Origin of the sequence: Saccharospirillum alexandrii (genome assembly GCF_043641555.1) — a bacterium.
Classification (GTDB): Bacteria; Pseudomonadota; Gammaproteobacteria; order Pseudomonadales; family Natronospirillaceae; genus Saccharospirillum; species Saccharospirillum alexandrii_A.
Window position 1 is genome coordinate 178,470 of record NZ_JBHZRJ010000002.1, and the last position, 12,557, is coordinate 191,026.

10 protein-coding genes are annotated in these 12,557 nt (G+C 55.7%); all 10 read left to right on the forward strand.

Annotated elements, in window-relative coordinates; genetic code table 11:
• The first annotated feature begins 384 nt into the window (after window positions 1-384).
• The 10 genes from sdhC to ACHUE7_RS06695 all read left to right on the forward strand — a co-directional run bounded on the left by sdhC (window position 385) and on the right by ACHUE7_RS06695 (window position 12,537).
• A complete protein-coding gene (gene sdhC / locus ACHUE7_RS06650) occupies window positions 385-759 on the forward strand; it encodes a succinate dehydrogenase, cytochrome b556 subunit (RefSeq protein ID WP_348475214.1) in 375 nt (124 codons plus the stop codon).
• A 5-nt stretch (window positions 760-764) separates the two neighbouring features.
• Complete coding sequence (sdhD, locus tag ACHUE7_RS06655) at window positions 765-1,100, forward strand: succinate dehydrogenase, hydrophobic membrane anchor protein (protein ID WP_342662965.1); 336 nt, start codon at window positions 765-767, stop codon at window positions 1,098-1,100.
• Window positions 1,101-1,103: 3 nt separating this feature from the next.
• Entirely contained in the window at window positions 1,104-2,876 is a 1,773-nt protein-coding gene (sdhA, locus tag ACHUE7_RS06660; protein ID WP_394169292.1) for a succinate dehydrogenase flavoprotein subunit, read from the forward strand.
• 9 nt (window positions 2,877-2,885) lie between these two features.
• Window positions 2,886-3,593: a succinate dehydrogenase iron-sulfur subunit gene (locus ACHUE7_RS06665; RefSeq protein WP_127555427.1), complete on the forward strand. Its 708-nt coding sequence runs from the start codon at window positions 2,886-2,888 to the stop codon at window positions 3,591-3,593.
• Window positions 3,594-3,801: 208 nt separating this feature from the next.
• Window positions 3,802-6,645 carry a 2-oxoglutarate dehydrogenase E1 component gene (locus tag ACHUE7_RS06670; protein ID WP_394169293.1) on the forward strand — a complete coding sequence of 948 codons (2,844 nt, stop codon included), beginning with the start codon at window positions 3,802-3,804 and terminating at the stop codon, window positions 6,643-6,645.
• Between the two features lie 30 nt (window positions 6,646-6,675).
• Window positions 6,676-7,950, forward strand: coding sequence for a 2-oxoglutarate dehydrogenase complex dihydrolipoyllysine-residue succinyltransferase (gene odhB / locus ACHUE7_RS06675; protein WP_394169294.1), 1,275 nt, complete (start codon window positions 6,676-6,678; stop codon window positions 7,948-7,950).
• A 103-nt stretch (window positions 7,951-8,053) separates the two neighbouring features.
• Entirely contained in the window at window positions 8,054-9,493 is a 1,440-nt protein-coding gene (gene lpdA, locus ACHUE7_RS06680; RefSeq protein ID WP_394169295.1) for a dihydrolipoyl dehydrogenase, read from the forward strand.
• A 124-nt stretch (window positions 9,494-9,617) separates the two neighbouring features.
• Window positions 9,618-10,787, forward strand: coding sequence for an ADP-forming succinate--CoA ligase subunit beta (gene sucC / locus ACHUE7_RS06685; protein WP_127555423.1), 1,170 nt, complete (start codon window positions 9,618-9,620; stop codon window positions 10,785-10,787).
• The gene (gene sucD, locus ACHUE7_RS06690) at window positions 10,784-11,656 is read left to right on the forward strand and encodes a succinate--CoA ligase subunit alpha (RefSeq protein ID WP_127555422.1); all 873 of its coding nucleotides are present in this window, start codon (window positions 10,784-10,786) and stop codon (window positions 11,654-11,656) included. Before sucC ends, sucD begins: the two co-directional genes overlap by 4 nt.
• A gap of 149 nt (window positions 11,657-11,805) precedes the next feature.
• Window positions 11,806-12,537, forward strand: a complete 732-nt coding sequence (locus ACHUE7_RS06695; RefSeq protein WP_394169296.1) for a DUF599 domain-containing protein — start codon at window positions 11,806-11,808, stop codon at window positions 12,535-12,537.
• Window positions 12,538-12,557: the final 20 nt, after the last annotated feature.

The following is a 12,557-nucleotide window of genomic DNA, read 5'->3' on the forward strand; positions in this document are numbered from 1 at the left end:
CTGTAGGGCAGGCCCCGTGCGGCGTGCATTGCCAGCAAATTAAGTGCCCTCAAGGCAACGCCGGATGATACAGTTGTGACTCAGAGTTTAAAATCGGGGCCAACTATAGAGCCTTGGTCGGGATTGTCAATTTGACTTCAGTCTTACGGCTTGAACGCAAAAAACGATGTCTCCCCCTAAAGTCGAAGTGGAAACCTTTTGTCAATCGATACAATAGCGACCGCTAATGAATCCCGGATCAGGCGGGCTGATCACGGGAGTGTTCATTTGTAATTGTGTTCGACGGTCTCTATAATTCCGCCGCATTTCGGGGTTGGGCTTAATTGTCCAACAACTCCAAACACCCCGGTTCAGGGGTCCGCACCATAAGAAGAGTGTACTGCCGTGAAAGATCACCGACCGAAAAACCTCGATCTGGCGACGATCCAAATGCCGATCACCGCCATAGCGTCGATTCTGCACCGAATCACCGGCGTCATGCTGTTTGTCGCCGTGGGCTTTCTAGTCTGGGCTTTAAGTCTGAGCCTCGAGTCCCGTCAGGGGTTTGACCAGACCGTTGCCGTCATGACCCACCCCCTCGCCAAGCTGATTACCTGGGGCATTTTGTCTCTGGTCATCTACCACCTCTTTGCCGGCATCAAGCACCTGATCATGGACGCCGGTTTCGCTGAAACGAAGGAAGGGGGGCCGCTGGCGGCTAAAATTACCCTGGTCCTGACTGTCGTTGTGATCGTGTTGATGGGGATATGGGTATGGTAAAAAGTGTGACGAATCTAACCCGCAGTGGCCTTTCTGACTGGCTGGTGCAACGTGTCTCAGCGGTTCTGCTGGCACTCTATACACTCTTCATTCTCGGCGTCTTCTTCGCCAACCCGGACCTGGGTTATGACGAATGGGAACATCTCTTCTCCCTGTTCTGGGTCAAACTGTTCACTCTGGCCACTTTGCTGGCCCTGGTCGGCCATATCTGGATCGGCATGTGGACCGTCGCGACCGATTACCTGAAAAACACCTGGGTTCGCTTCTTCTTTTTATGTGTGATCGCTGTAACCGCTTTTGTTTACCTGGTTACCGGTGTTACCGCTGTATGGGGTGTATAAAGCATGGCTAACATCAAGACAATGACATATGACGCCATCGTGGTTGGTGGCGGTGGTTCGGGCCTGCGGGCAGCGTTGCAGCTGGCCGAATCCGGTTTGAACACGGCGGTAATTTCTAAAGTTTTCCCAACCCGTTCTCACACGGTATCGGCCCAGGGTGGCATTACCTGCGCTATCGCCAGTGCCGATCCGGATGATGACTGGCGCTGGCATATGTATGACACCGTCAAAGGTTCCGATTACATCGGCGACCAGGACGCGATTGAATACATGTGTTCAGTGGGCCCCCAGGCTGTGTTCGAGCTCGATCATATGGGGCTGCCGTTCTCACGCTTTGAAAATGGCCGTATTTACCAGCGCCCCTTTGGTGGGCAGTCCAAGAACTTTGGCGAAGGTGGCCAGGCGTCCCGTACCTGTGCTGCGGCTGACCGTACCGGTCATGCGCTGTTGCACACGCTTTACCAGGGTAACCTGAAAGCCGGCACCAGCTTTTTGAACGAATGGTATGCCGTCGACCTGGTCACCAACGACAGCAACGCCGTTGTCGGTGTAGTGGCGATTGATATCGAAACGGGTGAAACCGTGCATATTCAGTCCAAGGCCACGGTTCTGGCGACCGGTGGTGCAGGGCGCATCTATGCCTCCACCACCAACGCACTGATCAATACCGGCGACGGCATTGGCATGGCATTGCGCGCGGGCTTCCCGGTGCAGGACATGGAAATGTGGCAGTTCCACCCAACCGGTATTTACGGCGCCGGTACTCTGGTAACCGAAGGGTGCCGGGGTGAGGGTGGCTACCTGATCAACAAAGACGGCGAGCGGTTTATGGAACGCTATGCGCCGAACGCCAAAGACCTGGCCGGTCGTGACGTTGTTGCGCGGTCAATGATTCTGGAATTGCTGGAAGGACGCGGGGGCGGCCCGGAAGGGGATCACGTCTTCCTGAAGCTCGACCACCTGGGCGAAGAGCTGCTCCAAAGCCGCCTGCCTGGCATCGTCGAGCTGTCCAAAACCTTTGCTCACGTTGACCCGGCCAAGGAACCCATCCCAGTGGTTCCAACCTGCCACTATATGATGGGCGGTATTCCGACCAACATCGGCGGCCAGGCTCTGACCGTGGATGCCGATGGCAAAGACCACGTCATCGACGGACTCTACGCCTGTGGCGAAGCCGCTTGTGTATCGGTTCACGGGGCCAACCGTCTGGGCGGCAACTCGCTGCTGGATCTGGTGGTCTTCGGTCGTTCTGCGGGTATGCAGATCGAGAAAACCCTGCGTGAAGGCTTTGAAACCAGTGCTGCCACTCAGGCGGATATCGAGCGTGCCATGGCGCGACTGGATGCACTGGAGAATGGCAAGGGCACCGAAAAAGTGGCGGACGTCAAAAAAGACCTGCAGAACTGCATGCAGCTGCACTTCGGCGTGTTCCGCGAAGGTAAGAGCATGGGCGAAGGCCTGGCCAAGCTGGCCGAGATTCGCGAGCGCGTGGCCAACATTGGCCTAGACGACAAGAGCCGTGCTTTCAACACCGCACGCATAGAAGCACTCGAGCTGGCTAACCTGCTGGAAGTCGCCGAGGCAACTGCGGTGTCGGCCGAACAGCGGACTGAGAGCCGCGGTGCCCATGCCCGCGAAGATTATCAGGAGCGCGACGACGAAAACTGGCTGTGCCATTCCATCTTCAAGCCAGGCGAGAAAGTGATCAGCAAGCGGGCGGTGAACTTCACACCGAAAACCGTTGATACCTTCCAGCCCAAAATCCGGACTTACTAGGAGCGTTGTATGAAAGTCAGCCTGTATCGCTACAATCCGGAAACCGACAAGAAGCCCTACATGCAGGATTACGACATTAATGTCCCTGCAGACAAGGATCTGATGGTTCTCGATGTTCTGAATCTGGTTAAAGAACAGGACCCTTCTGTATCTTATCGTCGCTCCTGCCGTGAAGGTGTCTGCGGCTCAGACGGTTTGAACATCAATGGCAAGAATGGCCTGGGCTGCATTACGCCCCTGTCCGAAGTGAAGGGCGGTCGCGACAAACTGGTCGTGCGCCCGTTGCCGGGTCTGCCGGTCATTCGTGACCTGGTGGTCGACATGAGTGTTTTCTACAAGCAGTACGAGAAAATCAAGCCTTTCCTGATCAACGATCAGCCGGCGCCCGCCATTGAGCGGTTGCAAAGCCCGGAAGACCGGGAAAAGCTCGACGGCCTCTACGAGTGCATTCTGTGCGCCTGCTGTTCAACCTCTTGTCCGTCGTTCTGGTGGAACCCGGACAAATTTGTCGGCCCGGCGGGTTTGCTGCAAGCCTACCGCTTTCTGGCAGACAGCCGCGACACCGCTACCGCGGATCGTCTGGCGGAACTGGACGATCCGTTCAGTGTCTTCCGTTGCCGTGGTATCATGAATTGTGTCAGTGTGTGCCCCAAAGGGTTGAACCCAACGCGTGCGATCGGTCATATCCGGTCTATGCTGTTGGCCAACGCGACCTGATCACTGTTTATAGGCGATTACGTTAAGTGATGGCTAAGTAGCAGCCGCTTCACTCTGCGGTTGAACCCCGGTATCGACAGATACCGGGGCGTTTTGCGATCAGCTGGTTGTTTTTCGGGTCGGCCGGGCGCATTTGAGTGATGAAAATTGAGCCGATGTCTTCTGGCATCATTATTCTCCGCGGTATTGAACAAACAGGGTTCAAGCAATGCAAAACGGCACCATGGAGGAACTTTGGTCTACATCCCATCTATCGGGCGGTAACCAAGCCTACCTTGATGAAATGTTCGAAGCCTATCTGGCTGACCCCAATTCCGTCACCGAGCAATGGCGCGCGGTGTTCGACAAACTCCCCAACATTAACGATAAAGTCACGACCGACACGCCTCATGCGCCGGTTCGCGATCATTTCCTGCTTCTCGGCAAATCCCGCAACGTCGCGGCTAGTACACTCGCTCCCAGCATCGTCACTGAGCACGAGCGCAAGCAGGTGCAGGTGCATCAGCTTGCAACGGCCTATCGGTTCCGTGGACATCAGAAAGCCAAGCTTGATCCGCTCGGCATTGCCATTCGCGGCGACGTTCCGGACCTGGAATTGCAATATCACGGGCTTTCTGCGGCCGATGAAGACACGATTTTTCAGTGTGGCAACCTCTATATTGGCAAGTCAGAGGCACCGCTGAAAGACATCGTCAATGCGTTGGAACAGACCTACTGCTCATCCATTGGCACCGAATTCACCCATATTGTCGACACCGCAGAGCGTCGCTGGATAGAACAGCGCATCGAGTCGGTTCGCTCCAAGCCGGATTACTCGCCGCAAGCGCGCAAGCACATTCTTGAGCGGCTGACGGCCTCGGAAGGGCTGGAAAAATTCCTCGGCTCCAAGTACCCCGGTACCAAGCGGTTCGGGCTTGAAGGCGGCGAAACACTGGTCCCGCTGATGGATGAACTGATTCAGCGCAGCGGCAGCTACGGTGCCAAGGAAATTGTGATCGGCATGGCCCACCGCGGCCGTTTGAACATGCTGGTCAATATTCTGGGCAAGAACCCGTCTGAACTGTTCCAGGAATTTGAAGGCAAATCGTTCCTCGATCAGGGGTCCGGTGATGTTAAGTACCACCAGGGCTTTTCGTCGAACGTGATGACCGAGGGTGGGGAAGTGCATCTGGCACTGGCCTTTAACCCGTCTCACCTGGAGATTGTGTCTCCGGTGGTAGAAGGCTCGGTTCGTGCCCGTCAGGATCGCCGCAAGGACAACACCAGAGATCAGGTGGTGCCGGTCAATATTCACGGTGACGCCGCCTTTGCTGGCCAGGGTGTGGTGATGGAAACCTTCCAGATGTCCCAGACCCGGGCGTTCAATACCGGTGGGACCGTTCATATCATCATCAACAACCAGGTCGGGTTCACCACGTCGAAGCGCGAGGATGCGCGTTCGACCGAGTACTGCACCGACATCGCCAAGATGGTTCAGGCGCCGATCCTGCACGTCAACGGCGATGACCCAGAAGCGGTGGTGTTTGCGACCCAGGTGGCCGTCGATTACCGTCAGCAGTTCAAGAAAGACGTCGTGATCGACCTGGTCTGTTACCGTCGCCGCGGCCACAACGAGGCCGACGAGCCGGCGATGACCCAGCCGATGATGTACCAGGCAATTCGCAGCCGCAAAACGTCGCTGGCGCTGTACATCGAATCCCTGATCGAACAGGAAGTCATTACCGAAGCAGACGCCAAGGCAATGGCCGATGAATACCGGGATCTGCTCGACAACGGCGAGCACGTGGTCAAGTCACTGGTCAAAGAGCCGAACAAGACGCTGTTTGTCGACTGGTCACCCTACCTGAACCAGCCGGTAGTCGATGATTACGACTCCAGCTACCCGTTGAAAGACCTGCAGGATCTGGCTAACCAGATGAACACCCTGCCAGAAGGCTTTCCGCTGCAGCGTCAGGTCAACAAGATCCTGGAAGACCGGGCCAAGATGGCCAAGGGTGCCTTGCCCATTAACTGGGGCATGGCTGAAATGCTCGCCTACGCGACTCTGATAAAGGACGGCCATCCGGTACGGATGACCGGGCAGGATTCCGGCCGCGGTACATTCGTTCACCGCCATGCGGTCTTGCACAACCAGAAAGACGGCAGTACCTACACGCCGTTGGCCCACTTGTCGGATGATCAGCCAAGCTTTGAAGTGTTCGATTCGTTTCTGTCTGAAGAAGCGGTGGTGGCCTTCGAATACGGGTATTCAACCACAACGCCCAACTCCCTGGTGATCTGGGAAGCCCAGTTTGGTGACTTCGCCAATGGTGCCCAGGTGGTGATTGACCAGTTCATTACCTCCGGTGAACACAAATGGGGGCGTCTCTGTGGTCTGGTGATGCTGTTGCCACATGGCTATGAAGGGCAGGGGCCCGAGCATTCATCCGCTCGCCTCGAGCGCTTCCTGCAAATGTGCGCCGAGCAGAACATTCAGGTATGCATGCCGACCACACCGGCTCAGGTATTCCACATGCTGCGTCGTCAGGCAAGACGGAACCTGCGCAAGCCGCTGGTGGTAATGTCGCCGAAGAGCCTGTTGCGTCACAAAGACGCCGTGTCCAGCCTGGAAGAGCTGGCCAATGGCAGCTTCCAGACGGTACTGCCAGAAGCCGACAGCAGCATTGATCCGAAGAAAGTGACCCGGGTCGTGCTGTGCTCCGGCAAAGTCTACTACGACCTGACCGAGAAGCGCGCCAAGGAATCAGCCGACCACGTTGCCATTATCCGGATCGAGCAGTTGTACCCCTTCCCGGAAGACCGGTTGTACGAAATCCTGCTGGCCTACCCCAAGCTCAAAGAGGTGATCTGGAGTCAGGAGGAACCCATGAACCAGGGCGCCTGGTATTCCAGCCAGCACCACATGCGCAAGGCGTTGCACCGGGTCAACCCGAAACTGTATCTGAGCTATGCCGGACGTGAAGCTTCGGCGTCACCGGCAGCCGGTTATATGGCATTGCACCTTGAACAGCTTGAAAAATTCCTTAATGAAGCAATTTTGCTTGATCAATGATCGACGGCTAACCGACTAAGGACCCACTACATGGCTACAGAAATTAAAGCTCCCCAGTTTCCAGAGTCCGTCGCTGACGGCACCGTTGCTACCTGGCACAAACAGCCGGGTGAGGCTGTTTCGCGTGATGAGCTGATCGTCGACATTGAGACTGACAAAGTCGTACTGGAAGTTGTTGCACCGGCTGACGGCGCGATTAAGGAAATCACCAAAAACGAAGGCGACACCGTTGAAAGCCAGGAAGTGATTGGCTATTTCGAAGCGGGCGCTGGCGGCGGTGATGCCGACTCGAAAGAAAAAGACACCGCCAAGAAAGATGACTCGAAAAAAGAAGAGGCGTCGTCGTCTTCAAGCGCCGGACAGGGCGATGCGGACGCGGCCATGAGCCCGGCCGCACGCCGTTTGGCCGACGATCATAATCTCAGTGCCCAGGACATCACCGGCACGGGCAAAGGTGGACGCATCACCAAAGAAGATGTGGTTAATGCCGTTGAAAGCAACGCCAAGTCGAGCCCGGCTGAAGCACCATCGAACAGCATGCCTGGCATGATGCCGCAAAGTCAGAGCACGTCCTCTGCGGGTGTTGCAACTCAGCCGGGCGAGCGTTCTGAAAAGCGTGTTCCGATGACCCGGTTGCGCAAGCGGGTGGCTGAGCGGTTGCTGGAAGCGAAAAACAGCACCGCCATGCTGACGACGTTCAACGAAGTCAACATGAAGCCCATCATGGATCTGCGCGCCAAGTACAAAGAAGAGTTCCAGAACGCCCACAATGGTACGCGTCTTGGTTTCATGTCCTTCTTCGTTAAGGCGGCAACCGAAGCACTGCGTCGCTTCCCGGACGTCAATGCCTCTATCGATGGCGACGACATTGTGTATCACGGCTACTACGATATCGGTGTGGCCGTCTCCAGTGACCGTGGTCTGGTTGTACCGGTTTTGCGCGACACCGAGCAGATGAGTCTGGCGACCATCGAGAGCACCATTCGCGATTTTGGTTCGCGTGCACAGTCTGGCAAGCTCGGCCTGGAAGACATGCAGGGTGGTACCTTTACCATTACCAACGGGGGTGTTTTTGGTTCCCTGTTGTCGACGCCAATTCTGAATCCGCCACAAACGGCCATTTTGGGTATGCACAAGATTCAGGAACGTCCTATGGCGGTGAATGGTGAAGTGAAGGTTCTGCCGATGATGTACCTGGCGTTGTCCTATGACCACCGACTGATCGATGGCAAAGAAGCGGTACAGTATCTGGTTGCCATTAAAGACATGCTGGAAGATCCGGCGCGTATTCTGCTCGAGCTGTAATGCCAGCCTTCGGTCAACGAACAGGCGCGTAAAGGAACAGGATTCGAAAGGGCAGCAGTGATGCTGCTGCCATCGCTAACAGTTAATAGAAGGGTCAGAGAATATGGCACAACAATTTGATGTAGTGGTTATCGGTTCAGGACCGGGCGGATATGTCGCGGCCATCAAGGCTGCGCAACTGGGTCTGAAAACAGCCATCGTCGAAAAGTGGCTGACCAAAGATGAAAAACCGTCTTACGGTGGCACCTGCCTGAACGTCGGTTGCATTCCGTCGAAGGCCTTGCTCGAATCGTCTGAGAAGTTTCACGAAGCGCAGCACGATTTTGAACTTCATGGTATTGGCCTGAAAGACCTCAAGGTCGACGTCAAGGCCATGGTCAAGCGCAAGGAAGACATCGTTGGCAAACTGACCGGCGGTGTTGCTGGCTTGTTAAAAGGCAACGGCGTTACTGCCTTCGAAGGCAAGGGGATGCTCAAGGCCAACAAGGTTGTGGAAGTGACCTTGCATGATGGAAAAACAGAAACGCTGGAAGGCAAGAACGTCATTCTTGCGACGGGCTCCATCCCGATCGAGATTCCACCAACGCCAACCAACGGCGAGACCATTGTCGATTCTGAAGGTGCTCTGGAGTTTTCGTCAGTGCCTAAGCGCTTGGGTGTTATTGGCGCCGGTGTTATTGGCCTGGAGCTGGGCTCGGTCTGGAAACGCCTGGGCTCCGAGGTGGTTGTTCTGGAAGCCATGGATACCTTCCTGCCGGCTGCCGATCAGGCCATTGCCAAAGACGCCTTCAAGTTTTTCACCAAGAAAGCCGGCCTTGATGTTCGCCTTGGCGCGCGCGTTACCGGTTCTGAGGTGAAGAAGAACAAGGTTGAAGTAACCTTTGAAGACAGCGAAGGCGAGAAAAAAGAAACCTTCGACAAACTGATCGTTGCGGTAGGCCGTCGGCCTTACACCGAAGGCTGCCTCGACAAGGGCTGTGGCGTTTCTCTCGACGAGCGTGGTTTTGTTCAGGTTGATGACCAGTGCCGTTCCACCGTACCGGGTGTTTACGCCATCGGCGACGTGGTTCGCGGCCCGATGCTGGCTCACAAAGGCTCGGAAGAGGGCATCATGGTGGCAGAAATCATCGCCGGCCATAACGCCCAGATGAACTACGACACCATTCCGAATGTCATCTATACCCACCCTGAAATTGCCTGGGTCGGCAAGACCGAAGAGCAACTGAAATCAGATGGCGCCGACTATAAAGTGGGTTCTTTCTCCATGGCGGCCATTGGTCGTGCCATGGCGCAAAATGCCACCGACGGCCAGGTCAAGATCATCGCCGATGCAAAGACCGACCGTATTCTGGGCATGCATATTTTCGCGTCGGGCGCGTCAGAAATGATCGCTCAGGGCGTGATTGCGATGGAGTTTGCCTCCAGCGCTGAAGACTTGCAGCTGACCTGCTTCGCTCACCCGACTAACTCGGAAGCGGTGCACGAAGCAGCATTGGCTGTAGATAATATGGCAATTCACAAGGTCAATCGCAAAAAGCGTTGATTATAGAAAGTTACCGGGAGATTGCTCCCGGTTTCTTTATTCGCTAATCAGAGTGCCTTGCGGGTGAAACCCACTAGAACAAAAAATTCTCCCAAACACTCGAGTTCACAGAACGGAAAGAACGATGAACCTACACGAGTATCAATCGAAGCAGCTGTTCAAAGAGTACGGTCTGCCTGTATCCGATGGCTATGCCTGTGATACGCCTGATGAAGCGGTTGCTGCCGCCAAGAAAATCGGGGGTAACATGTGGGTGGTCAAGGCTCAGGTACACGCGGGTGGCCGGGGCAAGGCTGGCGGCGTAAAGCTGGTCAAAACCGATGACGAGATTCGCGCATTCGCTGAAAAGTGGCTGGGTCAGAATCTGGTTACCTTCCAGACCGATGAAAAAGGCCAGCCAGTCAGCAAGATTCTGGTTGAAACCTGCACCGACATCGCCAACGAACTGTACCTCAGTGCCGTTGTCGACCGTGGTAGCCGTCGCGTTGTTTTCATGGCATCGACCGAAGGTGGCATGGACATCGAAACGGTCGCCGAAGAAACGCCCGAGAAAATATTGCGCGTTGTTGTCGATCCTCTGGTCGGCGCTCAGCCTTTCCAGGCGCGTGACGTGGCATTCCAGCTCGGCCTGAAGGGCGAGCAGGTCAAGCAGTTCACCAAAATCTTCCTGGGCTTGGCGAAGCTGTTCGTCGATAAAGACCTGGCGCTGATCGAAGTAAACCCGCTGGTCATCACCGACGAAGGCAACTTGCACTGCCTCGATGCCAAAATCGGTGTCGACAGCAACGCCCTGTTCCGTCAGAAGCAAATCTCCGACATGCGCGACCCTTCACAGGAAGACGAGCGCGAAGCGCAAGCCTCTGCCTGGGAACTGAACTACGTTGCCCTGGACGGCAATATTGGTTGCATGGTCAACGGTGCTGGCCTGGCAATGGGCACCATGGACATCGTGAAATTGCACGGTGGCCAGCCTGCCAACTTCCTCGACGTAGGCGGCGGCGCGACCAAAGAGCGCGTGGCTGAAGCGTTCAAGATCATCCTGTCCGATACCTCGGTCAAGGCGGTTCTGGTCAACATCTTCGGCGGCATTGTGCGTTGCGATATGATTGCTGAAGGCATCATCGGCGCGGTTGAAGAAGTCGGCGTGAAAGTACCGGTTGTTGTTCGTCTTGAAGGCAACAACGCTGAACTGGGCACACAGAAACTGGCCGAAAGTGGCCTGAACATCATAGCGGCCACTTCGCTGACTGACGCTGCCGAGAAAGTGGTACAAGCAGCCGGAGGTGCAGCATGAGCGTATTGATCGATAAGAACACCAAGGTAATCTGCCAGGGCTTTACCGGTTCACAGGGCACCTTCCACAGTGAACAGGCGATTGAGTACGGCACGCAAATGGTCGGCGGTGTATCGCCGGGCAAAGGCGGCACCACGCACCTGGGCCTGCCTGTTTTCAACACCGCTCGTGAAGCGGTAGAAGCAACAGGCGCCACTGCCTCTGTGATCTACGTACCCGCACCGTTTTGCCTCGACGCCATCATCGAAGCGGCCGACAGCGGTGTTGAGCTGGTGGTGTGCATTACCGAAGGCATTCCGACGCTGGACATGCTGGTTGCCAAAGAGTACGTCGACCGCAAAGGTGTGCGTATGATTGGCCCGAACTGCCCGGGCGTGATCACTCCGGGAGAATGCAAAATAGGCATCATGCCTGGCCACATTCACAAGCCAGGTAAAGTGGGCATCGTATCGCGTTCCGGTACCCTGACCTATGAAGCCGTTAAGCAGACCACAGACCATGGTTTTGGCCAGTCTACCTGTGTGGGCATCGGTGGCGACCCGATTCCGGGTTCAAACTTCATCGACATTCTGGAAATGTTCGAGAAAGACCCGGCAACTGAAGCCATCGTAATGATTGGTGAAATTGGTGGTACGGCTGAAGAAGAAGCCGCCGCTTACATCAAAGCCAATGTTTCCAAGCCGGTTGTCTCCTACATTGCCGGTGTGACTGCCCCTGCGGGCAAGCGCATGGGCCATGCGGGTGCCATCATTGCCGGTGGCAAGGGCACGGCTGACGAGAAGTTTGCTGCCCTGGAAGACGCCGGTGTGAAAACCGTTCGCTCTCTGGCACAGATCGGTGACGCTTTGAAAGAAGTCACCGGCTGGTAAGCCTGACGATCGCACTCTGATGCGACGTTCTGATAAAGGCAGCTGAGGCTGCCTTTTTTATTGGGTGAGAATAAGTCGGCAGTCAGGCCGGGGCTGTTAGGCTAGACTTTGTAGACACACAGGACACGACATTTAAGGATAGGCAGGACATGTTACATCTCTTTGATTGGCTGGCGTTGCTGGTGTTTTTCACCAGTTGGGTGGTCTATACCCGCTATGCATCCCGCGAGGCAAAACGCAGACACAGTTTATCGTCGATCATGCATCATTTTCGGGTGGACTGGATGCATCGGCTGTTACGCCGTGAGAACCGGGTGGCTGATATGTCTGCAGTGGGTAATCTGGAGCGCAACTCTGCGTTCTTTGCCTCCAGTTGCCTGTTTGTAGTGGCAGGTCTGATTACCGTGCTGGCCGCTTCGGAGCAGGTAGTTAGGCTGCTGAACGACATTTCCTTTGTACAGCCCGGAACCAAGGCGCTGTGGGAAGCCAAGGTGGGCGTGCTGGTGGCGATCTACGTATACGCCTTTCTCAGCTTTACCTGGAGTATGCGGCAATTTGGTTTTCTGTCGGTGATGATTGGGTCGGCACCGACCCCGAGCGAGAGCATCGCTGATTCCGTCAAGAAAGACTTTTCCGTTCACACCGCCAAGGTAATGGATCTGGCGGGCAAGCAGTTCAATCTGGGTTTGCGGGCGGTTTATTTCAGCCTGGCCGTCGTCGGGTGGTTCCTGGGGCCACTTTGGTTCGTGGTGCTGACCAGTGTGATCATCGGTGTCTTGTATCGGCGGGAATTTCGCAGTACAACGCTTAAGGAGCTGGTAAGGGCCCGTGGTCTGGACCCAAAGCAAGACATAGGCCTGGGCAGGAATGTGGAGGAATGACCGCGCTGGCTGGCCCTCGT